Here is a 23846-nt window from a genome sequence, read left to right as displayed (position 1 = left end):
AAAAATTACGGACCCGTCTATTCCATTTTGAGGGCTTTTATGGGGTCCACCGAGGCTGCGCGATGGGCGGGCAGCAGTGTTGCCAGAAGCGACGCAACGAGTAATATTGCGACACTAGCCGAGACGGCTACCGGATCGGCAGCCCTGGTTTCGTAGAGTAGACTTGCGACCCAACGTGTTGCCACCGAGGCAAGCACCAGTCCCGTAACCACACCCCCGACCACTGAGACAGCCGCCTGTTGTACGACGTGCCGCATCAACGCCGCTTTGCCGGAGCCGAGCGCCATACGAATCCCGAACTCCTGCTCGCGCAACGAGACCGAATAAGCCAGTACGCCATAGACCCCGAGCAGAGCAAGCAGAAGCGCCGCCAAGCCGAAGCTCCCTAGAAGCATCGTCTGGAAACGTTCGGTTGCCACCGAATCATTCACCTGATCGTCGAGTGATTTGAGCACCGGAATCGCTACCTGCGGATCGATCTTCCATACCTCACGGCGAATGGAATCGGTGAGCGCGGACGCAGGCTGCGAACTGCGGACGAGAAAATACGCCCGCCACCAGGGGTTCTGCCAGTACGGCAGGTAGATCATGCTGGCTGTCTTCTTAAGGTCGTTGATACGCGCATCGGCGACCACGCCGACGACGGTGAATGTATCGGTGTCTCCGGTCGTGAAGGTCTTTCCGAGAGGGTCTTCGCCGGGCCATATGGCGCGGGCCGTCTGCTGAGAGATCAGTGCGTTCGTCGGATGGTCCCGATCCGACGCCTGAAGATTCCGCCCCTCGATCAGGGGAATCCTGAGCGTATCGAGGTAACTCGGGCTGACCCAACGCATATTTGCGGTGGGCTCCTGATTTTGCGGCACTGGATGATCCGGCCGGTAGATGCCGTCTATCCACGTCTCGCCTGCGAGCGGCATCTCGCTCGTCATAGCTACCGATTGCACACCAGGCATCTGGCCCAGGCTCTCGAGTGCGCGATCCATAAATTGCGCCCGTACCTTATCCGAGCCATTCATCGTGTCGCCGTACTGTGGCGCATCGAGATCCACCTGCGCTAACGTGACATGACTGGAGTCGAACTCGCGCTGCTTCATCAGCAGCCGTGAAAAACTACGCATTATGAGCCCAGTAACGATCAGCAACACTACCGTGGAGGCCACTTCCCCGGCAACAAGGAGATTGCGCGTTCGCTGTCCCTGACGAGAGTTAGCGACGCGATTGGAGCTGGCCTGCATCGCCGACTGCGGATCGACCCGCATCGACCGCATTGCGGGAAGCACACCAAACAGTAAAGCCGTCAAAATCGACAGTCCTGCTGCGGCAAGTAGAATCGGCCAACTCACGTGTGTCTCGTTCAGCCGGGGCAAGCTGGAGGGAGCTGCCGCGATAAAGAGTCGCACCCCGGTAAACGACAGCAGGAGCCCCAGCGCTCCTCCGGCCACGGCCAGAACGACGCTGTCCATCAACGTGGAGCGCATCAGCCGTCTCCGGCTTGCACCAAGCGCTGCCCGCACGGCCACCTCGCGTTCGCGCGCGACGGCGCGGGCCATTTGCAGGTTTGCCAGATTCACGCAGGCGATCAGCAATACCGCACCGACAGCGGCCAGCAGCAGCCACAACGCCGTGCTCACGCCGCCGGCCACCTCCTGCTTCAGCGATTCCACAACGATCCACGGATGCAGAGCAATATGAGCATTCTTCACGAAGGCCTGTTGCAGGCCGCCCAGTTCGCTCTCCACCTGCGCCGGGGAGATGCCTGCTTTCATACGGCCAACTACGAGGAAATCGTAGCCGCCAGTATCGTTCATAAAGCTGGGATATGGGACGAGCGGTTGAAAGATCTCGTAGGCGTGGACCTCGCGCTGGGAGACGGCGGTAGCCATCTCGTTCATGTGGGGAAAGCTGAAGGCTTGCGGTAGAACGCCAACCACCGTTTGGGGGATTCCACCTATAGTCAAGGTGCGACCGATCACGCCAGGGTCACCGGCAAAGTATCTCTGCCAGGCGCTCCAGGCCAGTATGACAACACTATCGTGACCTTTGACCGTTTCGGACGGCAGGAAGCTTCGTCCCAGCATAGGCTCCACGCCAAGCACTGAGAAGAACTCCGGAGAGATATCCAACCCTCCCAAGATCTCCGGATGATCCGTACCCGAAGAGACACTGAAGGTATCGTTGCGAAAGATCGCCGCATCAGCGAGAGTCTTCGAGTTGGCCTTCCAGTTGAGATAGTGTTTGTAGTTGTCGGGACTGGGAGCGCCGTTCATCTCGCGTGTTGTCTCACGCAGCACGACCAGGCGGTTCGGCTGCGGGAAGGCGAACGGCTTCAGCAGGACGGAGTCTACGACGCTGAAGACCGAGGTGACTGAGCCGATTCCCAACGCCAAAGTAAGAATGGCGGTAAGCGCGAAGCCGGGCGACTTACGCAGGGTGCGAACGCTGAATCGTAGATCCTGGAGCAGTGTCTGCATCAGAGGCCTCCCGGCGCGACAAAAAACTGTCAAAGCGGTACAGCATTCCTTCAACCAAACGGCTTCGCAGCAAGTGCCTCGATTTCAGTTTGTTGCGACGGGTATCTCTCTCGGCGGCACACTGTTTCGTCCAGAATCGAGAAAAGATGTTCGTAAGCGGACAGTAAAGATAGGTCGGCTTGTCGTCACGGAGTTCCCATTGCTACCATGCCAACCATGAACAAAGTTGCGCCATTCCTGTGGTTCGATGACAACGCGGAAGAAGCTGCAGAGTTTTACCTGAGCGTCTTTCCGCATGCGCGCCGGCTCGACGAGCTGCGTTCCAAGGGCGTTGGTCCGTGGCCCGTGGGCAAGATTGCCACGATCACGATCGAGCTTGAAGGGCAGGAGATGGTCTTTCTCAATGGCGGCCCCGCGCATCAGCTCAGCCCCGCCTTCTCGTTCTTTGTCCGCTGCGACTCCCAGGAGGAGATCGACAGCTATTGGGGCAAGTTGATCGAAGGCGGCAAACCGATGGCCTGCGGCTGGCTGACAGACCGCTACGGCCTCTGTTGGCAGATTGTGCCACGCCATATCGGCGAGTTGGTCAATCACCCCAAAGCGATGCAAGCCATGATGGGGATGATCAAGATGGATCTGACCGCACTCGAAGCCGCCGCGAGGAAGAGCTGAGAGCCTTCGCTACATCGGTTCGGAAGACGAAAGCGGACAGCAGCTAGGCTCGGAGGCCGTTGGGGGTGAAGATTCCTTCGAAGGCTGGCCAGTAGGCCCAGATGAGGAAGATCTCCAGGACAGTGCAGACGAGGCCGGGTCCGATTCCTGCGCCTCCGGTCAGGGTCAGGTGGAAGACGAGGATATTGACAAGGATTGGGCCGAGGATCACCAGGGCTACGGGGACGTAGCGGCCTACGATCAAAAGGATGCCGGCGACGGTGTAGAGGACACCGTGGAAGGTGAGCCAGCCGTGAGTGTACATGAGAGTGGCCATGACGCCGGCGTCGCCAGGGATGGGCTGCATGGGGATGAAGTGGAAGAAGGCGTTGAGACCAAATACGAGAAAGACTAGTCCAAGCAGAATGCGTGCGATCAGGACGGCGATTTTCATGGTCGGCGAACTCCTTCGAGGGGATCTGGTAGAGAATTCTCTGTGTGTGCTTCAATGGCGTCAAGAAGAATGATTGGATAAGTGGAATCTATGTTGAGTAGCGGTGGCTCTGGTGTGACGATGTCGCTGGCCGGGAGGGTTGCGCTGATTACGGGCGGCTCACGCGGGATCGGCGCGGCGACGGTGCGGATGTTTCGGCAGGCGGGGGCGAAGGTGGTCTTCAACTACCGGTCTGCGACGAAGGAGGCCGAGGCAATTGTTGCTGAGTGCGGCGGTGCGGCGGTGTGCCGTGCGGTGGAGCAGACTTTGTCTACCCCGGAGGATGGCGCGGCGCTGGTGCGTGCTGCGGTGGCAGCGTTCGGGCGGGTGGACTGCGCGATTCTGAATCATGGGGTGTGGCCTGCTCATGATGCGCCGATCGCGGAGATGACTAGTGAGCAGTGGCGTTCGACGATGGGGACGAATCTGGATAGCGTGTTTGGTGTGGTGCGGACGGCGGTGGCGCAGATGAAGATTCAGCCGAAGGCTCAGGCGCAGGTTGGGTCGGCGCGGGGGCATATTGTTTTGATCAGCTCTACCGCGGGGCAGCGGGGCGAGGCGTTCCATGTGGACTATGCGGCTACGAAGGGGGCGCTGATCAGCTTGACGAAGAGCTTGTCGACGGAGCTGATCGGCGAGGGGATTTATTGCAACTGCGTTGCGCCGGGATGGGTGGCGACCGATGCTTCGGCTGGGGTGCTGAGCGACCCTGTGGTCTCGAAGAAGCTGCTGTCTCTGATCCCGCTGGGGCGGCCGGCGCATGTGGATGAGATTGCTGCTCCTGTACTTTTTCTTTGTACGCCGTTCGCTGGGTTTATCTCGGGCGAGATCTTCAATGTGAATGGCGGCGCGGTGCTGGTCGGATGAGCGTTACAGGCAGGAACAAACAACAACGAAATACGGGGATCCTTCCCCGTTCGACTTCGCTCAGGGTCAGGATGACGACAAGGAGATCGTGAAGATTATTAGACGCATTCTGAACTTCGGCATAGTGCTCGTCCTTGGTCTGGCGTCGACTCAGTCGCTGTGGTCGCAGGCCAGCGAGATTCCCAGTGCTGCGCCAGTGATGCCTGCGGGACAGACGCCAGAGCAGCGTGGGCGCAAGCTGCTGGATGAGATGGTGGAGGCGCTGGGGGGGGATGCGTGGCTCCATCGACGGAATATGCGGGAGCTTGGGCATATCGGGCGGTTCTTTCACGGTACGCCTACGGGGATTGTGATTGACTTTACTTCAACGCGGCAGTTTGCGACGGCTGACCGGTTCGCGGCGCTGCGGGTGGGATTTATTACGGATAAGAGCATCCTTCTGCCAGGTAAGAAGATCGATATTGTGCAGATATGGACGGCGGGCAAGGGGTACGAGGTGACGTATAAGGGCCGGGTTGAGCTGCCTAAGGATCAGGTCGAGGATTTCTACCGGCGGCAGGAGCACTCGGTGGAGGCGGTGGTGAATACGTGGCTGAAGGCTCCGGGGGTGGTGGTGGTGTATGAGGGGACGAGCATGGTGGAGCGGCAGTTGGCGGACAAGGTGTCGATTCTTTCGGCGAACAACGACGGGGTGACGCTGTACCTGGATGCAACGACGCATCTGCCGTTGCGGCGTACCTTTGAGTGGAGGAATGAGACCTTCAAGGACTACGACGAAGACGCGGAGGAGTATGCGGACTACCACACGATCCAGGGGCTTCCGACGGCGGTGACGATCAGCAGATATCACAATGGGGATCTGGCGAGCGAGACGTTTCTGCTGAAGGTGGAGTATGACGTGGATGCGGCTCCGGATATGTTCAATCCGGATGTGTTGCTGAAGAAAAAGCAGTAAGACGACCGGGCATGAGTAGACTCTGTGCAGACTGAAGGAGCGAGACGATATGAAACGGAAGTTCGCAAATATTCTGGAGACGGTAGGAGATACGCCGGTGGTTCGCATCAACAAGCTTGCGCCGCCGGATGTGGATCTTTATGTGAAGGTGGAGGCGTTCAATCCGCTGGGGTCAGTGAAGGACAGGCTGGCGCTGGGTGTGATTGAGGATGCGGAGCGCCGTGGGACGCTGAAGCCGGGGCAGACGGTGATTGAAGCTACGAGCGGGAACACGGGCATTGGGTTGGCGATGGTGTGCGCGCAGAAGGGGTATCCGCTGGTGGTGGTGATGGCGGAGACGTTCAGCATTGAGCGGCGGAAGCTGATGCGGTTTCTGGGGGCGAAGATTGTGCTGACGCCGGCGGCAGAGCGGGCCGTGGGGATGATCAAGAAGACTAATGAGCTGGCGGAGAAGCATGGGTGGTTCAGGACGCTGCAATTTGAGAATGAGGCGAATGCGGAGATGCACTCGCGGACGACGGCGCAGGAGATTCTGAGGGACTTTGAGGGCGACCGGCTGGATTACTGGGTGACGGGTTTTGGTACGGGGGGGACGCTGAAGGGTGTGGCTCGGGTGCTGGCGGAGAAGCGGCCGGAGACGAAGATTGTGGTGTGTGAGCCGGATGTGGCACCGATGATCTCGAGCGGGGAGGCACAGCCGCGGAATGCGGATCGGACACCTTCGGGGAGCCACCCGGCGTGGACTCCGCATCCACAGCAGGGTTGGAGCCCGGATTTTATCTCGAGCCTGACGCAGGATGCGATTGATGAACACCGGATCGACCAGGTGATCCGGATTGCGAACGCCGATGCGATCAAGTGCAGCCGGGAGCTGGCGCTGAAGGAGGGGATCTTCGTGGGGATTACGTCGGGTGCGACCTTTGCCGGGGCGCTGAAGGTGTGCGCGGAGGCGGCGAAGGGGTCGACTGTGCTGTGCATGCTGCCGGATACGGGAGAGCGGTACCTGAGTACGCCGCTGTTTGCGGATATTGCGGTGGATATGACGCCGGAGGAGCTGGCGATCTCGCGGTCGACTCCGGGGGCGCAGCTGCAGCCGGCGGGGTAGTCCTGCCGGACGGGCGCCCTGCGCGGGCGGCGGTCACTTCGTGACGGATATACCCCTTCGGTTGGCGCTCCCGTTGGTCGCGATGATAGGTCTGGCGTTTATACTCATCTTTGCCATGAGTGAGACTACGACGGATCAGATTGCCGACGAACAGATTGCGGCACGCACTACGATGGACATCCTCGAGATCATGTCCCTGCTGCCGCACCGCTACCCTTTTTTGCTGATCGACCGCGTGATTGAGATGGAGCGGAAACAGCGGATTGTGGCGATCAAGAATGTGACGATCAACGAGCCGCACTTTCAGGGGCACTTTCCGGACTACCCGATTATGCCCGGGGTTCTGATGGTGGAGGCTATCGCGCAGACGGGTGGGGCGCTGCTGCTGACGGAGATTCCAGATCGCGACCAGAAGCTGATGGTATTTACCGGGATTGAGAGTGCGCGGTTTCGGCGGCCGGTGCTGCCGGGGGATCAGCTTCGCATCGAGGTGACGGTGCAGCAGTGGAGGAGCCGCGCGGTGAAGATGCTGGGGAACATCACGGTGGATGGCAAGCTGGTGTGCGACGCTACGGTGATGTGTCAGGTGGTGCCGCGGGTGGTAAAGAAGGCGGCGCCGGAGGCTCCTGCGGAGTGAGCATACATCCGACAGCGATCGTTGCGGCGGGAGCGAAGATTCCTGCAAGCTGCACGGTTGGTCCTTACTGCACGGTTGGCCCTGATGTTGTGGTGGGCGAGGAGTGTGAGCTGATTTCGCATGTCGTGCTCGACGGGCATCTTACGATGGGGCGCGGGAATCGTGTCTTTTCGTTTGCGTGCCTCGGAATCTCGCCGCAGGATTTAAAGTATGCGGGCGAGCCGACGCGGTTGGAGATCGGCGATGGCAACACGATTCGGGAGTATGTAACGATCTCGCGCGGGACCCAGGGCGGCGGTGGAACTACCAGGGTCGGGAGTGAGTGCCTGATTATGGCGTATACGCACATTGGGCATGACTCGCAGATCGGCAATGGATGTATTCTTGCGAACTCGGCTACGCTGGCGGGGCATGTGACGGTGGAAGACTATGCGGTGGTTGGTGCGCTGTGTCCGGTGCATCAGTTCTGCCGGATCGGGAGGTACGCTTATATCGGGGGTGGGACGACGATTACGCAGAATGTACTTCCGTACTCGCTGACTTCGATTGAACGAAACAACCACGCCTACGGTTTGAACAAGGTCGGTTTGGAGCGGCGGGGATTTACTCCGCAACAGCTGAAGGAGCTACGCGTGGCTTATCGCACGCTGCTTGCTTCGAAGCTCAACACCACTGATGCCCTGGCGGCTATCCGCGAGACGATCGCCTCCGGCGGCGCGGGGGAGCATGTGGCGTATCTCGCCGACTTTATTGCTAACAGCGAGCGTGGGATTATCAAGTAAGAGTTTCGCAGTCTTCAGCACACAGAATCCGATTGGAGTTGGTCCGCTATGATCTTGCCGTTTGCGAATCGTTTCGTCGTTGCTGCTTCCCTTCTCGCCGCGACTCTCTCTCTTTCAACAGCCGGTGAGGCTCAAGCGGCACCGCCTGTGCGCGTGGCTATTGTTGGACTGGTTCATGGCCACGTGCAGGGTTTCCTGGGTAAGCTTGCGGCTCATCCTGAGATCACGCTTGTGGGCATCTCCGATCCTGATCCAGCGCTGCGCCAGAAGTATATTGCGAAGACTCACCTGTCGGGAGATCTGTTCTTCGCGACCGAAGCGGAGATGTTGAAGCATACGCAACCGCAGGCGATTCTGGTTTATACGTCGATTGCGGGGCACCGAGCAGCGATTGAGGAGGCTGCGCCGCTTCATATTGCGGCGATGGTGGAGAAGCCGCTGGCCACTACGGTGGAGGACGCGCTTGCGATTCAGGCTCTGTCCGAGAGGTACAACGTTCCTGTACTGACCAACTATGAGACGACCTGGTACAACTCGAACACTGCTGCGGTGAAGATGCTGGAAGAGGGCAAGATTGGCGATCTGCGCAAGCTGGTGGTGCATGACGGCCACGAGGGTCCGAAGGAGATTGGGGTTGATCCGGAGTTTTTGACCTGGCTGACGGATCCGAAGCAGAATGGTGCGGGTGCTCTGTTCGACTTTGGCTGCTATGGAGTGGATCTTGCGACGTGGATTCTGCATGGGGAGCTTCCGATTTCGGTGACTGCGGTTACGCTGCAGATCAAGCCGAAGATCTATCCCAACGTCGATGATGACAGCACGGTGGTTCTGACCTATCCGCATGCGCAGGCGATCCTTCAGGGCTCGTGGAACTGGCCTTTTGCACGGAAGGATATGGAGATCTACGGAGCGACGGGCTATGTGGATACGGTGTATGAGGATGCTGCGCCTGGTGCGAAGCTTCGCGCGCGATTGACCGGGGAGAAGGCGGAACACGTGGAGACTGCGCCACCGCTGCAGGCTCCGCAGAATGATTCGTTGAACTATCTTGCCGCGGTTCTGGCCGGGACGGTGAAGCCGGAGCATGATCTGAACTCGCTGGACACCAACATTACAGTGGTTCGTATTCTGGATGCTGCACGCCGGTCCGCGCAGAGTGGGAAGACGATCTATCTCGCTCGTGAAGTTGCGGCGGCGGCCAAGTAGTTTGTCTCGACGTGGAAAAATGAGTCTATCGAGTGCATCAGAGAAGTTGGGGTTGATTGCGGGGAACGGGCGCTTTCCGTTTCTTCTGCTGGATGCTGCGCGAGCGCATGGATTGCAGGTTGTGGTTGCGGCGATTACTGAGGAGACCGACCCTGAGATGAACGACCGTGCGGCTGCCGATGACGGAGTTCGCGTCCACTGGCTTTCGCTCGGCGAACTCTCCCGGCTGATCGAGACCTTTCGCGCAGAGGGCGTGACACGGGCCGTGATGGCCGGACAGGTGAAGCATAAGCAGATCTTCTCGAGCATTCGTCCGGACTGGCGACTGGCGAAGTTACTGCTGAACCTGCGCACGCGGAATACCGATATGCTGCTGGGTGCAGTGGCGAAGGTTCTGGGCGATGAGGGGATTGAGTTGATCTCCTCGACACAGTATCTGGAGCCGCTGCTGGCAAAGGCTGGGGTGCTTACGCGGCGGGCTCCTGATGAGAACGAAGAGAAGGACATCGACTATGGGCGTGGGGTGGCGCAGGCGATTGCGGGTTACGATCTTGGCCAGACGGTGGTGATTGCGGCGCAGGCCTGCGTGGCCGTGGAGGCGATGGAAGGGACCGATGCTACGATTGCACGTGCCGGGGAGATCTTTCGGACGTTTGAACCGGGAGGCGAGACGACGCTTCGGCGCAGGCTTACGGTGGTGAAGGTCGCCAAACCCAATCAGGATATGCGTTTTGATGTGCCTGTGATTGGCGTTGCGACGATTGAGACCATGAAGGCTGCGGGCGCCACCTGCCTGGCGATTGAGGCGGAGAGAACGCTGATGTTCGACCCGGCGGCGATCTTCAGCGCAGCGGACGAGGCTGGGATTACGATCGTCGCGAAGTAAAGATCTTGTCATTGCCCTGTAAAGGCCTGTGGGGGAAGGGTAGAATTGCCGTCAGGACATTCGGCGCGCGGGTTATGCGACGGCCATTCGTCTACAGCTAAGAGAAGGACATAAGGGGATCACCATGCGCAAAGCGGTTTGGATCGCAGCAATCATCGGCGTAGCAGCGGCGTGCGGCGTAGGCATCAGGGCGAATGCAGCGCCTGCCGCAGACACAATACAGGCTGGAGCGGTGGCGCCCAACTTTACCCTGCCCTCGCAGGAGGACAAGCCGGTGAGTCTGGCGGACTATAAGGGCAAGTGGGTGGTGCTCTACTTCTACCCGAAGGACCAGACGAGCGGGTGCACGATTGAGGCACATAACTTTCAGCGCGACCTTGCGAAGTATGACGCTCTGAACGCGGTGGTTCTGGGTGTGAGTCTGGATACGGTGGAGGGGCACAAGACGTGGTGCTCGAAGGATACGTTCGGTTTCAAACTGCTGGCTGATCCGAATCACAAGGTTGTCGATCTCTATGGCGTTCCGGTGAAGAACTTTGGCGTGATGAAGTTTGCCAACCGCGAGACGTTTCTGATCTCGCCCGACGGCAAGGTGGTGAAGGTTTGGGAGAAGGTCGACCCAAACGTCCACAGCACGGAAGTTCTGGCTGAGATTTCGGCCGCCAAGAAGTAGGAACTTATCAGCAGACGCAAAAAGGCCCGGGCTCTCAATTGAGGAGTCCGGGCCTATTTGCTTGCCTTGGTGTTAGTTACTTCTTTTTTGGAGCAGCCTTCTTTACAGCCTTCTTTACGGCCTTCTTAGCAGGAGCCTTCTTGGCTGCCTTCTTAGCAGGAGCCTTCTTTGCTGCTGCCTTCTTCGCTGGTGCCTTCTTTGCTGCTTTCTTAGTTGCCAAGGTAGTACCTCTCTTCTTTAGTTTTTTACTGCTTGCAGTGCTCTTGTTGCCGGCCGCCTTTTTGGGGGCGACCTTACCGCCGCGCAGAGCACTAACCTTCTTCGCGGCAGATTTTGATTTGGCGGCGGCCTTCTTGGGAGCGGCCTTCTTCGCCAGAACTTTTTTCGGTGCGGACTTCTTTGCCGCAGCTTTTTTGGCGACGACTTTCTTCGCGGCCTTTTTGGCGGCGGCTTTCTTCGCAGGAGCCTTCTTTGCCGGCGCCTTGACTGCTATGGCCTTCTTCACGGCTACAGCCTTTTTGGCTGGTGCGGCTTTTTTGGCTGGTGCGGCCTTCTTCACCGCGGGCTTTGCGGTGCCTGCGGAGGACGCGCCTTTTGTCGGCGGCACCGACTCTCTGGTTGGCGGCTCGTAGCTGCGCACCGGGGAGGGAGGCAGCGCGAACAGCTTCGCCTCTTCGGCGTGAGGATCGTCGTCGGTGTCTTCCGGGTCGAGCTGAGCCTCATCATCGTCCGAGGTCATCGTGACCTCTTCCTCTTCTTCGTCGTCGCTGAAGCGGCGGTTCAGATCGTCCTGGTCGTCATCGTGTTCCTCGCCGAAGTTATGATCGTCCTCGGCTGCAGTCGCGTGAAGCTTGATGGTGTCATCGAACATCATTGTTGTTATCCCCTCACTGCTCTCTACTTCTATCGCTCTCTGCGTTGTCTTACCAGCTTCGATGCAACAAAAAACGTCTTTACTCCCCGGGACGAGATTCTAGCAACAGGATGCATCCAAGCGCTACCGAAGGCAAGCAATCTTTTTCACGAGGTAGCTTATCGTGTAGCTTTCTTTTTCGTTTTGGTGACGGAACCAGGCTTCGCCGCACCTGAAGTTTTCTTGCCTGTCGACTTGGTTGCGGTTGAGGCTCCGCTTGTCTTCGCGCTGGTGCGACCGCGGGAGGGATGCGCGGAACCCTGATGAACACTGGCCGAAACGGTGCGAACGCCCTTTCTCCTGCGAGCTCCTCTGCCGCGCACATGCGTCCCGGGCGCGAGCTTGACCGGCTCGGCGACTGCGAGGGAGGCACCGGGCCTCACGCTGCTTGAGGGGAGATGATTCCATCGCCGCAACTCTTCGACTGAGACCCCGAATCGATCGGAGACGGTGATTAGCGTATCGCCACGACGCACGGTGTATCGCTGCGGTCGCGTGCTTTGGGCGACGGTCACCGGGATGACGAGCTCGTCTCCGGCGTCGACGTCGTCCGTCGGAGAGAGGCCGTTGGCGGTGACGACGTCGCTGAGACGGGCATGCAACGAGGAGACGATGCCGTCAAGCGACTCGCCGGAGCGGACCACGTGAAAGCGCCACGTGTTGCGTTTGTCCTCGGGAATCTCCTTGAGGCGCTCGGTGAAGACATCGCGCGTGCCGACGGGGATGTGCAGATCGAAGGGCATGTCGCCCGGCGTGGTCATGCGCAGGAGGCTGGGATTGAGGGCCACGATCTCGGGGAGAGAGGAGCTAGTGAGGTCGGCCACCAGGCGAAGATCAATTGCGTAGTCGACCGAGACGGTATCGGAGACGACGGGTTCGTTGGGCACCATCTTGTCGAGGCCGTACTTCTCTGGGTTCTTGGCCATGATGACGGCGGCGAGGATCTTTGGAACGTAGTCGCGGGTCTCCCTGGGCAGCGCGTTGCGGCGATAGAGCTCCCAGAAGTCGGCATAGCCGGTCCGCTGCACGGCACGCTGCACGTTGCCTGGACCCCAGTCGTAGGCAGCCATTGCGAGATACCAGTCGCCGAACTGGTTATAGAGGGACTTCATGTACTTCGCGTAGGCGATCGAAGATTTTTCGGGATCGAAGCGTTCGTCGAAGTAGCCGTTGCGCGCCAGACCGTAGGCGCCGGTCGGCATGAACTGCCACATGCCGCCAGCGCCTGACCTCGAATTGAGCGCCTGGGGCTGAAAGCCCGATTCGGCCACCGCGAGATAGATGAGGTCCTGCGGGACACCCTGATCGGTCAGCGCTCTTTGAATCATGGTCTTATATTTTCCGGCGCGCTCCATGCTCGCAAGCATGTGGGCGTGGAAGGAGGGCGAGTTCGCAAAGTAGCCGATGTAGCCTGCGACCTGATCGTTGATGACGAGGGGCAGGTCGGACGCGGTCTGCAGCTCGGCCTTCAGTTTTGCGGTGAGCTCAGGATTCGCGGGGAAGGTGAGATCTTCGGCGGTGTCGAGCGGCGCCTCTTCGATCTTCGGGGAGAATCCATTGCCCTGCTTCAGGGCTGCCATCTCGAGCGAGTTGACCGCGTTCAAAAGATGATCGAACTCATCGGCGAGCTGCGGATCAGTTTTGAGATCCATGCCGCTGGTGAGCATTAGGTCGACAGCAGAGTCGAAGTTGATCCGCGCAGCATCGAGACGGCCGGCGCGATAGTTGTCTACGCCGCTGCGATAGGCGGCCTCGGCGGAGTTGATCAACTGCTGCACCTTGAAGGCGCGGGCGGAGTTGTCAACTGATTGCTCCGTGGAGGTAGCGGCCTGCGGGGATTGCGATGGGGTTGCAGTTGAAGATTGCGTGATCGTTGGAGCGGTTGTCGCAGGCGAGGCGCTGCCGGGCGACGCTGTCTGATCCTGCGGGCAGCCCGCCAACAGTACAAGCGGCGCACACGCCACCACGAGTGCCACGGTTCGCACCGAATCGCTAAAAGTCATCCGCACCATCTTCGCTTTTCATTGTACGGGGTGCAAGAAGCAAATTCGCGGTGGCTTACGGAATGAACCGTCGAGTAGAACTTCGCGGAGGCGACGCGGCGCTCTCCCATCAGAACGCGGCAGCATGTTGTCGCAATCGAGTCAGCACTCTATTTTGGTTACCGGCTCCGTATCAGGACGGCGGTTGCGTCGTCGGTGTGGGTCGATCCGTGGCTGAATCTAGACACCTCCTCGATGAGCCCCTCCACGCAAGCCGATGGCTGCAGGAAGTGATCGGCCAGCCGGGCTGCGCCGTACTCTTCGTCGCTGTGGTTCGTTGCCTCGGTGATGCCGTCCGTATAGAAGAGGAGCTGCGTGCCCGGCTTGAGGGTGACCTTGTATTCGGGGTAGGTTGTTGCGCCGAGTCCGAGCGGCATGCCGGTGTCGATGTCGAGGAAGGAGCTCGAACCGTTGATGAGGAGAGGACGGAGGTGTCCGGCGCTGGCGATGGTGATCTCGCGGGACCGCGCGTCGAGCACGCCATAGATCATGGTGACGAACTTGCCCATGGGAAAGTCTTCCATCAGGATCTGATTGAGCTGCATAAGCGTTTTTCCGGGAGAGGGATCGAGCTTGACCAGCGAGCGCAGGATGGCGCGTGTGGCCGACATCAAGAGGGCCGCGGGCATTCCTTTGCCGGAGACATCGGCGAGTACGATACCGCAGCGATCGTCGCCGAGGTCGATCAGATCAAACCAATCGCCAGCGACGGCTCCGGCTGGGTTCCACGCGGTTTCAAATGCGAAGCCACAGACGAGCGGAACAGCCTTGACGAAGAGCGATTGCTGGACGGCGCGGGCATCGTCTGCTTCTAGCTGCATCTGCTCGCGCTCGTGGCGCTCGTTGCGGAAGAGCCTGGCGTTTTCGATGGCCACTGCGATGTGGCCGGCCAACGCTTCCATGACGGCGATATGATCGTCCGAGAAGGCGTTGAGCCGCTTGTGGTCGACGCACAGGACTCCGATGACTTCGCCGTGAAGCAGGAGCGGAACTGTAGCCTCAGACCGCACGTCAAGTTCGCATGCAACGTAGTAAGGATCGATGGTTACGTCGCCGGCGTAGCGCGTCACGCCGGTTGCGGCGACGTGGCCGACCATGCCTCGTTCGCCAATCCTGAAGCGGTCCCCTTTGCGATAGGTTGAGCATCCACGAACGCCGTGAAGGACCAGCTCGTCGCCGCCCGCTTCGCGCAGCCAGACGGAGACCTCCACGCAGCCGATGGCGTCGGCGATGTCGTTTACGACGCGATCGAACAGGACATCGAGGTCGAGGGTAGAGGTGATGAGTTGCGCCGCCCGCTGCAACTTCATCAGGGCCTGGATGAACTCGCAGGAGGAGTGAATGTTGTGGGGAAGTACTTCGAGGGCATCAAATGCATTGAGCGGGGGGAGTTGGGTCGCCATGGTGTCCTCCTTGGCAAGGACTGGACAGGAATCTATGCAGGTTTGATGTTGCGGCTTACGCCGCGATGCAAAGTTTGAGTTTGTGAACAGGCCTGATTTCGGGAGTGCCCTCGAATGAGATTGCCCGTTGCCGCAAGTCGTTGGAGATCAGTGCGGTCTGAGCATTTTCGCAACGTGGCCGTTCCTGCTTGCAGAGACGCATGGGTGTTAAGATGGATATTGAGGCTACCCAGCTACAAAATGGATCCAAGTCACATCCGCAACTTCGCGATCATCGCGCATATCGACCATGGCAAGTCCACTCTCTCCGACCGGTTGCTTGAACTCACCGGTTCGTTGACCTCGCGCGAGATGCAGGCCCAGGTGCTGGACGCCATGGATCTGGAGCGCGAGCGCGGCATTACGATCAAAGCCCATACCGTCCGCATGATGTACAAGGCGCAGGATGGCGATACCTATCAGCTGAACCTGATCGATACGCCGGGCCATGTCGATTTTTCCTATGAAGTTTCGCGCTCGCTGGCGTCGTGCGAAGGAGCGCTGCTGGTGGTCGATGCGTCGCAGGGTGTGGAGGCGCAGACGCTGGCCAACGCGTATCTTGCGATCTCGAATGGACTCGAGATTATTCCGATCATCAATAAGATCGATCTTCCCAGCGCGGACATCGAGCGCACGAAGGAGATGATTGAGAAGTCCGTGGGGCTGCCTGCGGATGATGCGATTGCTGTGAGCGCAAAGACGGGGCTGAATGTTGCGAGCATTCTAGAGGCTGTAGTGACGCTGCTGCCGCAGCCGGAGGGCGATCCCGAGGCGCCACTGCAGGCATTGATCTTCGATAGCTGGTTCGATCCTTATAGAGGCGTGATTGTTCTGGCGCGCATCATCAACGGCAGGCTGCGCAAGGGGATGAAGATCAAGGTGATGTCGAACGGAAAGATGTTCGATGTGGAAAGTATGGGCGTGATGACGCCGAAGCCGGTTGAGCTTGCGGAGCTGAGCGCAGGCGAGGTTGGCTTCTTCGTTGCCACGATCAAGAACGTTGCGGATACCAAGGTCGGCGACACCATTACTTCGGTCGAAAATCCCTGTGCGGAGGCGCTGCCGGGTTTTGAAGATATCAAGAGCATGGTGTTCGCGGGGCTTTACACCGTCGATTCGCATGAGCACGCGATGCTGCGCGATGCGCTGGAAAAGCTTCGCCTCAACGATGCTTCATTTTCGTTTGAGCCTGAGTCTTCGGTGGCGCTTGGGTTTGGGTTTCGCTGCGGCTTTCTTGGACTGCTGCATCTTGAGATTATTCAGGAGCGGCTGGAGCGTGAGTACGATCTTGATCTGATTACGACTGCGCCGGGCGTGCGCTACAAGATCACCATGACCGACGGCAGCGTGCGCGAGGTGGATAATCCCTCGCGGTGGCCGGAGACGACCGAGATCGAACAGATTGAAGAGCCGGTGATTGTGGCGAAGATTCTGACGAACGAAGAGTACGTCGGCGGAATTCTGAAGCTGGTGGAAGAGAAGCGCGGGCGTCAGCAGAACATGGAGTACGTTTCGGATACGCGGGTTCTGATTACGTATGAGCTTCCGTTGAATGAGATTGTGCTGGATTTTTACGATCGCCTGAAGACGGTCTCGCGCGGTTACGCATCGCTGGACTATCAGCTTGCGGGGATGTGGGTCTCGCCGATGGTGAAGATGGATATTCTGATTGGCGGCGATCCAGTGGATGCGCTCTCGATCATCATTCACAAAGATTTTGCGCAGCAACGCGGCCGGGCGCTGGTTTCGAAGATGCGGGAGCTGATTCCGCGACAGATGTTTGAGGTTGCGATTCAGGCGGCGATCGGCTCGAAGGTGATTGCGCGTGAGACGGTGACGGCGATTCGGAAGAATGTAATCGCGAAGTGCTACGGCGGCGACATCAGCCGGAAGCGTAAGCTGCTGGAGAAGCAAAAAGAGGGCAAGAAGCGGATGAAGCGGATTGGCAAGGTCGATATTCCGCAGGAGGCTTTTCTTGCGGTCCTCAAGGTGGGCGAGGAGTAGCCTGATTGCACAAGGGTTTAAGGCACTTCGAGTTTTAGCTCGAGCTTTGTTTTGTGAAATGCGGTTAGATCAGACAATTTGCGTGCAATTCTGGCACACATCTGGATTAGATGCGGAAATTTGTAACCTGGTCGTAACGACGATCTGTGGAAACCCTTGAAACAGCGATAGTTGCTGAGGGTCACCCCGCGCAAGCTCTCATTACTTTTGACAGGGTCTTTCAATACGCTGATTTTGATGCACTTAGACGTACATCGAAGAAGCGGCGTGGTTGGCAGGAGGGTCGGTTGAGCGACTTTCGCTTATGTTTTGGTTTCCACAATCCACAGGTTTTTCCACAGGAGTCCTGTGCTTAGCCCTCTAAGACAAGCAAAACACAGCGAGGAGATCGCTCCCCGCTGCGTTTTGACGTGGACTTCTGGAGTTATTGCTTCGGTGCAGCGGGCTTGGGCGTCGTTGTTGGACGTGGACGAGCTGTTGTGGGGGCCGGGGAAGATGGTCCGGACGGGGCTGGCGCAGCGACACCGGACGTGGTGTTGTACGCGGTCACAACGGCCTGGGTCACGTCGGTGTTCTGATTGGCCCACATCACGTTGCTCTGCTGTCCGCTGACATCGAGCAGAAGAGTGTAACCATTCTTGCTGACGTAATCCTTCAGCGTAACTGAGACTTTGGCGGCCACCTTGCCATAGGCTTCCTGCAGATCCGCGTTGTAGGCGGTCTGGGCATCCTCGGCGTTGCGGTTCAGCTCCTTCTCCTTGGTGTCGATGTTGCGCAGGCGAGTGGCGCGCTCTTCATCGGAGAGAGTTGCGGGAGCACTCTGCAGTTGAGCCTTGAGCGAGTCGACCTCCTTGGAGAGGGTGTCGATCTGATCTTTCTTGGGCTTGTACTTGTCCTGAATCTGCTGGACGGCGCGCTGGCCTTCGTTGGTGGCAAAGACGGCCTGCTCGAACGCGACGAGAGCAATCTTTGCGGGGATGGCCTGGGGCTCAACGGCAGCAGCGGCAGCGGGGGCAGGAGCTGGAGCGGCAGCGGTCTGGGAGACTCCGGCGGTGGTCATTAATCCGGCGCCTAGCGCGGAGATAAGAACGAGGGTGCGATTCATGCGGTCTGTGGTACTCCTTCGAAATTTTCGATCTCTTCGGTCGGTCGATGTCTGTTACAAAACGATGGTCGATGTCTGTTACAAAACGATGCTTGTTACAAATCTCTGGATAAGACCGATTCGGATCTTCGGGCTACATCGTCTTCAGCAAACAGGTTCGGTGCCTACGGAGGTCAGTTTTCTAAAACCAGCCAACTCTCCGTAGATTCCGTAGACCAACTCAGTCAGCCGCGTTACTGCTTGGGCAGCGCAGGCTTCGGGGTGGCCGAGGCGTGCGGGTGAGCGGTTGGTGACGGCGCAGACGGGACCGGAGGTGCGACGCCTGAAGACGCGTTGTAAGCCTCGAGAACGGCACGCGAGATATCGGTGCCATCGCTGGTCCAGAGCACGCTCATCGAGCCACCCTGCTGGCCTGTGATATCGAGGAGCATGGTGTAGCCATTGTCCTCCACATACTTCTTCACGACCGGCGCGAGCTTCTTGGCAACCACGCCGATGACCTGCTGCTGCTCGCCGGCGACGGACTGCTGTGCATCTTCGCCATCGCGCTGGAGCTGTTTCTCCTTGGTGTCGATGGCACGGAGCTTCGAGGCGCGTTCGGATTCGGTCAGGGTTGCCGGTGCGGCCTGCAGCTGCTTTTTGAGGGTATCGATCTCCTGTGCCTTGGCCTGGAGCTCTGCCCCTTTGGGCTCGTACTTCTTCTGCAGGGTCTGGAGGGCTCGCTGTCCTTCGTTGGTTGCTGCGGCGACCTGCTCGAACTCGATGGTCGCAATCTTCGCAGGGACTGCGTGTGGTGCGACGGGGGCTGGAGCTGCAGCCGGAGCAGGGGCGGTCTGGGTGGGAGCTGCAGTTGGTGTGCCGGCGGTCGTGGCGGAGGTCTGGGCCAGGGCGGCAGCGGATGTCATTCCCGCAGCGAGGGCGGTAACAAGAGCGAGGGTGCGATTCATGTAGTGTGTGGTACTCCTTCAGGGATTGATCAAACCTTATACGGCTTCTGGCGCACCATCGCGTGCCGTCTGGGCCGTTCCCTACCTCCACTCGATCAACGCACCCTTTGAGACAGAGCACGCCCATCTTTTGCCTCGCTCGGACCGCCTGCTGTGGGGCAGATCGGCGACAGAACGAGAGGGCTGCCGGAACACATAGATTATAGGGTCCAGCCAGAGCAGGGTCAATCGAGCGGGTTCGCTGGCGGTCCAGTGGTGACGCCGCAGGCCAAGGCCCGTCATGCTACGGAAAGATGGAATGGGTTTGCGGGAATCTACTGTTTTTCAGATTTTTGGGCGCTGTTTGGCAGCTTCTGCGGGAGATTGCCAGTGTACTGCGGGTTAGCGTTTTGGCGACCTAATTGCTTCTTCATGAAATGGAGCACGTTGGATTGAATCCGGTGTGTGCCAGTACCGCCCCGGCTGAGCAGAAGCTACACCCAACCGATGGTGTGGACCATAAGTCCGGAGGTCTGCTTCCTTCATCGGAAGTTCTTTCAGGAGGCCAGTGACTGGCCATTTACTGTAGAAGGGCCGCTTTGTTAAGCGGCCCTTCTAGTTTTGTGGGAATCGTGCCCAGGAAGTGGTAGAAGAGAGTTCTTGCCAAGTAGCTTCTTTCGGCGTACCCTAGGAGTTGCCTTGTGAACCGGCTGTGGGTGCCGATCACTGTGTGGTCATCAAAAAGCTACGAAGTTGGGTAGATTTGGCGACCGAAGACACAGGATTACAGTAGACCGGATTTGTCGGACTCTGTCGCAAACAGGTAGAGGGTGAAAATCAGGTTCGCTGCTGTCTGGCGCTCCAGGCTGTGCGTGACCGGCAGATTCGCCGGTGTGATTGCAGCCAAATACCAATAGAAGACGTCCGTTCGAGTAAAACTTGAGACCGTTTCATCCGACGCTGCAAAACCGGTTTGGTTCCTCCTCCGTGAGCTTCACGGGGCAGGAGAGGCCTTCTGCGTGGGAGAGAACGTTAATTGCGATCTAAAGCAATAGGAAGTGGAAGCATGACTTCAGAGCAGAATGTACCCGAGGTAGATTCTCACCAGGGTTCGACAATGTCTCCCGTCCAGCAGGACGGGGAGGCGCAATTTGCCGGGCAGAACGTCGCGCACGGCATGGGTCAGTCCAAGAGCAGCCGCCGTCGCCGCCGGAAGCGGAAGAGCAAGGGTGGAGACTCCCCTCAGGGCGCTCAACCCGGAAGCCAGTCCGGCGATCAGGGTGCGGGTCAGCCAGTTGGCTCGATTCAGGGTGCTGCCGCTCCGCAGACCTTTCAACCGCAGGGTGGCCAAGGCTTTCAAGCCAACGCCGGCCAGCAACAGAACGGCTCCTCCTCGAGCGGCAAACGCTGGAAGAAGAAGTTTCGGGATCGTGACCGTCAACGCTCGCCTGAGAATCCTGGCAATGTGGCCAGCGGCAGCAACGGCGGCGGATTCAGCAGCAATGGCGGCGGCTATCGCGATCGCGATACTCACCAGCCGGGCAATAACAGCGGCGGCTACAAACGCAAGGGCGGCGGCGGTAAGCAGCAGTCTCGGGGTCCACGCAGCTTTGTCGGCCCCATGGACCACAGCTATCGCGCCGTGAACGGCAACTTCGCCGACACTCCGCCTTCTACGATGGATTCGCACAATGGCAACTACCAGGGCCGCAGCAACGGCCATGGTGGCGGACGCAGCTACCAGAGTGACTCTCAGCCTATCGACTACTCGCAGGGCCGCGCTATTCCAATTGCGGATGACGCGCCGACAAAGATCTTCTTCTTCATCGAAGACCTCTTCTTCATCGCCAAGATCTCTGAGACAGCGCGTAAGCTCGGGGTCAAGGTTGCCTTCGTCAAGAACGACAAGGAGGCAATCGCCTCGCTGGTTGGCGGCGAAGAGGAAGATCGGCCAGGCTTGATCGTCTTCGACCTGAACAATGCAAACGCCAAGCCGTTGACGCTGATTCCCAAGCTGAAGACCAAGCTGAAGCGCAGCACCTCGATCATCGGCTTCCTGTCGCATCTGCAGGGAGATCTGAAGGCGAAGGCCGTCGAAGCGGGATGCGATACGGTGATGCCGCGTGCAGCCTTCTCGCAGAATCTTCCGAACCTCCTCCGCCGGTATGGCATGGAAGAGGAAGAAGAGCCGAACTTCAATATGTAACCGCGTGCGTCCTGCCGGACGAGCCCACTACGCTTGCCACCCCACGAACGAAGACCTGTTCGCGGGGACCCGATTCGGCGGTCACTTCGTGACGCGTGTACCTTTTCTGGGTGGGGATGAGACTCGTTGGTCCTCCCTTTGGCCGGAAGGAAACGCGCGCTAGCCCGGAGGCCAGTTCATGTGCCTGCCGCCGAGTAGATGCAGGTGCAGGTGATTCACTGTCTGGCCGCCGTCCTCGCCGGTGTTGACGACGATTCGATAGCCTTTGCTCAGCTTCTCTGCCCGCGCGATCTTGGCCGCCGCAGACATCAGGGAACCTAACAGCGCAGAGTGTTCCGCCTCCGCCTTCGCGGTGGAAGCGATGTGTTGCCTTGGGATGATGAGCAGATGCGTGGGGGCCTGCGGATTGATGTCGGGGAAGCCGATGCAGAACTCGTCCTCGTAGACGCGGTTTGCCGGGATGTCTCCTGCGACGATCTTGCAGAAGAGACAGTCGGACGATGCGGGATGACTCGGCTGGGTCTTCATTATGGTTGAAAGTACTTTGGATGCTGCCCTGCTGTCCAGGGGTCGTAGGCCAGAGCGAAGGCGGCTCGGCTTGCCGTGGATGGGTGCCCGTCATACCAAAAGTCGAGAAGGGGATGCGGGGTGGGGTCGTCCAACGAATTCTCACCAAGCTTCTGAAACCCTTGCTGGGTGGTGGTTTGTGGGTCAGAGACGATACCGTGGATAGCCTCCTGCCCGTAAATATCAGCGGCATGTTCGATCGAGCGGCTGAAGCTGTTTTCGATCGGCTCGGCGAAGAAGTTCAACACGTTTAGGACCAGCACTAACACCGCTAAACAGGCCCAGTCGTTCTGCGAGCGAATCTTCCATCGGGGACCGTATCTCGCCAGCAACCACCAGGTCATTCGCTGGCCTGCGAAGAATCCGAGGAGCAGCAAAACCGCGCTGAACAGGACGCCCTGCACGATGTGATGCAGCGCGTAGTGGCCCAGCTCGTGGCCGAAGACGCCGACGAGCTCATCGGGCGTGGCTGTGGCGATGGTCGTATCCCAGAGCACCAGGCGCTTCGACGGGCCGAAGCCGGTGACGTAGGCGTTCATGCTGGTGACCTTGCTGCTGGCTCGCATGAAGAACATTCTGTCGGGTGGCAGAGTGACGCCGCTGCGTGCGACGACTCTCTCCAACTGCGCTACAAGTGCCGGATTGCTTTGCTGCAACGGTTCAAACTTGTTGAAGAGCGGATCGACGAGGATCGGGGAGAGAAAGACGCCGAACAGTACCGCGACCATTGTCGGGATCCAGAACCAGAACCACCAGCGCTTCGGCGAACGCTGGATGACCCAGAACAGCACCATTACAAGGATGCCGGCGACGAGCCATTCGAGCAGAAAGCTTTTGCCTAGATCGGCGAACCAGCTTCCCCAACGCTGCACCGAGAGTCCGTACGCGAGCGATACATGGTGGCCGTAGAGCCGTAGAGGAGCGTTGAGGAGCGCGGTAAGAAGCAGGAAGAGAAAGACGAAGAGGAAGCATTGCCCCCAGCGGCTCTTCGTTGCCCTCTCGGCGACGTCGCGGAGGCGCGATGGAACACCCAGCGCCAGCAGCAGAATAAGCTGCAGGAAGCCCCAGCCTTCGCCTAGAAGATGCAGCGCGGTACGGTCGCGGAACAACTCCTTGGCGAGCTTGAGTTTTTCAGGCGGCAGCGTATAGGCCGTGTGATTCTGGGCGGCCTCTCGCAGAGCCTGGGCCTCAGTGGAGGTGGTTCCGAGGGCACTCGATGACGGAATCGCGATTGCGAAAAAGCTGATCAGCAGAAGCAAAGCTGAACGGACATTCATCAATCAAAAGGCTCCAACCTGATGAAGCCAGTGTGCATGATTCGTTTGCGAGGCGCAAAGATCGAACCGCGGAGTTGTAACTTACCGGTCCGATCCAGCTCCTGAGGATTCGGCACCGATCTCCAACCCGAAGCGCGATAGCTCGCGCTTCTGCAGGTTGTAGTCGATGAAAAAGCCTACTCCGATAGCCAGCGGAATGATGCCGACGGCTGATCCTGCCAAGACATCCCGCTCCTGCACGATGACGCTGAGCGCTACGAAGAACAGGATCAATCCCAGCCCAACCGAAACCAGGACAATTCCGGTGCGGCGTGCGTTGCCGAGGCTGCGCAGAGGATCTCTGACGCGCTTCTCCTCGTCACCGGAGCCCAACAGTCTCTCGATCTCGGCGATGGGAACACCACGGGCAATCATCGCCATACGCTGTTCGGCCTTGTTTCGGCGTTGTTGAGCTTCAAACCAGATGCCTGAGACGATTGCGACGGCACCGACGGCGCACCCGGCTACCGGGACAATAAACGGACTTGATAGAAAATCCATAAGCTACCTCCACTTTCTGCCCGCGTTAGACCGGGAGGCCCTGTGAAAGTTTCACTCGCCGGAATGAAACTTTCGGAGCACTCTATTGTCTAATCTCG

At 58.9% G+C, this 23846-nt stretch carries 21 protein-coding genes; 11 read left to right on the top strand and 10 right to left on the bottom strand.

Annotated features, from left to right (window positions below; translation table 11 throughout):
* Positions 1 to 17: 17 nt before the first annotated feature.
* The gene (locus tag RBB75_RS09285) at positions 18 to 2471 is read right to left on the bottom strand and encodes an ABC transporter permease (protein ID WP_179640528.1); all 2454 of its coding nucleotides are present in this window, start codon (positions 2469 to 2471) and stop codon (positions 18 to 20) included.
* 207 nt (positions 2472 to 2678) lie between these two features.
* Between RBB75_RS09285 and RBB75_RS09280 the strand changes: the two genes are divergently transcribed.
* On the top strand, positions 2679 to 3143 hold the full coding sequence (locus RBB75_RS09280; protein WP_306459734.1) for a VOC family protein: 465 nt from the start codon (positions 2679 to 2681) through the stop codon (positions 3141 to 3143).
* A 43-nt stretch (positions 3144 to 3186) separates the two neighbouring features.
* Here RBB75_RS09280 and RBB75_RS09275 read toward each other — a convergent pair whose 3' ends face one another.
* Complete coding sequence (locus RBB75_RS09275; protein ID WP_179640527.1) at positions 3187 to 3576, bottom strand: DoxX family membrane protein; 390 nt, start codon at positions 3574 to 3576, stop codon at positions 3187 to 3189.
* A gap of 90 nt (positions 3577 to 3666) precedes the next feature.
* Here RBB75_RS09275 and RBB75_RS09270 point away from each other — a divergent pair, with 90 nt between their 5' ends.
* From RBB75_RS09270 to RBB75_RS09235, 8 genes are all read left to right on the top strand, one after another.
* Positions 3667 to 4482, top strand: coding sequence for an SDR family NAD(P)-dependent oxidoreductase (locus RBB75_RS09270; protein ID WP_179640526.1), 816 nt, complete (start codon positions 3667 to 3669; stop codon positions 4480 to 4482).
* An 88-nt stretch (positions 4483 to 4570) separates the two neighbouring features.
* Positions 4571 to 5437: a hypothetical protein gene (locus tag RBB75_RS09265; protein WP_179640525.1), complete on the top strand. Its 867-nt coding sequence runs from the start codon at positions 4571 to 4573 to the stop codon at positions 5435 to 5437.
* Positions 5438 to 5486: 49 nt separating this feature from the next.
* Positions 5487 to 6542, top strand: coding sequence for a cysteine synthase A (gene cysK, locus RBB75_RS09260; RefSeq protein WP_353070264.1), 1056 nt, complete (start codon positions 5487 to 5489; stop codon positions 6540 to 6542).
* A 115-nt stretch (positions 6543 to 6657) separates the two neighbouring features.
* Complete coding sequence (fabZ, locus tag RBB75_RS09255; RefSeq protein WP_179640658.1) at positions 6658 to 7179, top strand: 3-hydroxyacyl-ACP dehydratase FabZ; 522 nt, start codon at positions 6658 to 6660, stop codon at positions 7177 to 7179.
* Complete coding sequence (gene lpxA / locus RBB75_RS09250) at positions 7176 to 7961, top strand: acyl-ACP--UDP-N-acetylglucosamine O-acyltransferase (RefSeq protein ID WP_179640523.1); 786 nt, start codon at positions 7176 to 7178, stop codon at positions 7959 to 7961. Before fabZ ends, lpxA begins: the two co-directional genes overlap by 4 nt.
* 48 nt (positions 7962 to 8009) lie before the next feature.
* Positions 8010 to 9167, top strand: a complete 1158-nt coding sequence (locus tag RBB75_RS09245; RefSeq protein ID WP_353070263.1) for a Gfo/Idh/MocA family protein — start codon at positions 8010 to 8012, stop codon at positions 9165 to 9167.
* A 19-nt stretch (positions 9168 to 9186) separates the two neighbouring features.
* A complete protein-coding gene (locus RBB75_RS09240; protein WP_179640521.1) occupies positions 9187 to 10053 on the top strand; it encodes an LpxI family protein in 867 nt (288 codons plus the stop codon).
* Between the two features lie 124 nt (positions 10054 to 10177).
* On the top strand, positions 10178 to 10726 hold the full coding sequence (locus RBB75_RS09235; protein ID WP_179640520.1) for a peroxiredoxin: 549 nt from the start codon (positions 10178 to 10180) through the stop codon (positions 10724 to 10726).
* 76 nt (positions 10727 to 10802) lie between these two features.
* Here the strand turns inward: RBB75_RS09235 and RBB75_RS09230 are convergent, their stop codons facing one another.
* The 3 genes from RBB75_RS09230 to RBB75_RS09220 all read right to left on the bottom strand — a co-directional run bounded on the left by RBB75_RS09230 (position 10803) and on the right by RBB75_RS09220 (position 15084).
* Entirely contained in the window at positions 10803 to 11600 is a 798-nt protein-coding gene (locus RBB75_RS09230; protein WP_179640519.1) for a hypothetical protein, read from the bottom strand.
* 158 nt (positions 11601 to 11758) lie between these two features.
* Positions 11759 to 13642 (bottom strand): lytic transglycosylase domain-containing protein, encoded by a 1884-nt coding sequence (locus RBB75_RS09225; RefSeq protein ID WP_353070262.1) that lies wholly within the window; start codon positions 13640 to 13642, stop codon positions 11759 to 11761.
* Between the two features lie 158 nt (positions 13643 to 13800).
* Entirely contained in the window at positions 13801 to 15084 is a 1284-nt protein-coding gene (locus RBB75_RS09220) for a PP2C family protein-serine/threonine phosphatase (RefSeq protein WP_353070261.1), read from the bottom strand.
* Between the two features lie 240 nt (positions 15085 to 15324).
* Between RBB75_RS09220 and lepA the strand changes: the two genes are divergently transcribed.
* Positions 15325 to 17127 (top strand): translation elongation factor 4, encoded by a 1803-nt coding sequence (lepA, locus tag RBB75_RS09215; RefSeq protein ID WP_353070260.1) that lies wholly within the window; start codon positions 15325 to 15327, stop codon positions 17125 to 17127.
* Between the two features lie 424 nt (positions 17128 to 17551).
* On the opposite strand, the gene RBB75_RS09210 is transcribed toward lepA, so the two are convergent.
* On the bottom strand, positions 17552 to 18232 hold the full coding sequence (locus RBB75_RS09210; RefSeq protein ID WP_179640515.1) for an OmpH family outer membrane protein: 681 nt from the start codon (positions 18230 to 18232) through the stop codon (positions 17552 to 17554).
* A gap of 233 nt (positions 18233 to 18465) precedes the next feature.
* The gene (locus RBB75_RS09205) at positions 18466 to 19179 is read right to left on the bottom strand and encodes an OmpH family outer membrane protein (RefSeq protein ID WP_353070259.1); all 714 of its coding nucleotides are present in this window, start codon (positions 19177 to 19179) and stop codon (positions 18466 to 18468) included.
* Positions 19180 to 20224: 1045 nt separating this feature from the next.
* Between RBB75_RS09205 and RBB75_RS09200 the strand changes: the two genes are divergently transcribed.
* Entirely contained in the window at positions 20225 to 21364 is a 1140-nt protein-coding gene (locus RBB75_RS09200; RefSeq protein WP_179640513.1) for a response regulator, read from the top strand.
* 159 nt (positions 21365 to 21523) lie between these two features.
* Here the strand turns inward: RBB75_RS09200 and RBB75_RS09195 are convergent, their stop codons facing one another.
* The 3 genes from RBB75_RS09195 to RBB75_RS09185 form a co-directional block, all read right to left on the bottom strand.
* Positions 21524 to 21892 (bottom strand): histidine triad nucleotide-binding protein, encoded by a 369-nt coding sequence (locus RBB75_RS09195; RefSeq protein WP_353070258.1) that lies wholly within the window; start codon positions 21890 to 21892, stop codon positions 21524 to 21526.
* A complete protein-coding gene (locus tag RBB75_RS09190) occupies positions 21892 to 23208 on the bottom strand; it encodes a M48 family metallopeptidase (protein WP_353070257.1) in 1317 nt (438 codons plus the stop codon). Before RBB75_RS09190 ends, RBB75_RS09195 begins: the two co-directional genes overlap by 1 nt.
* 81 nt (positions 23209 to 23289) lie before the next feature.
* Complete coding sequence (locus RBB75_RS09185) at positions 23290 to 23748, bottom strand: DUF6249 domain-containing protein (protein ID WP_179640510.1); 459 nt, start codon at positions 23746 to 23748, stop codon at positions 23290 to 23292.
* Positions 23749 to 23846: the final 98 nt, after the last annotated feature.

It is taken from the genome of Tunturibacter empetritectus (genome assembly GCF_040358985.1).
GTDB lineage: Bacteria > Acidobacteriota > Terriglobia > Terriglobales > Acidobacteriaceae > Edaphobacter > Edaphobacter empetritectus.
Note: the sequence above shows the minus strand (reverse complement) of the source record. Positions and strands in the feature narration are given on the sequence as shown.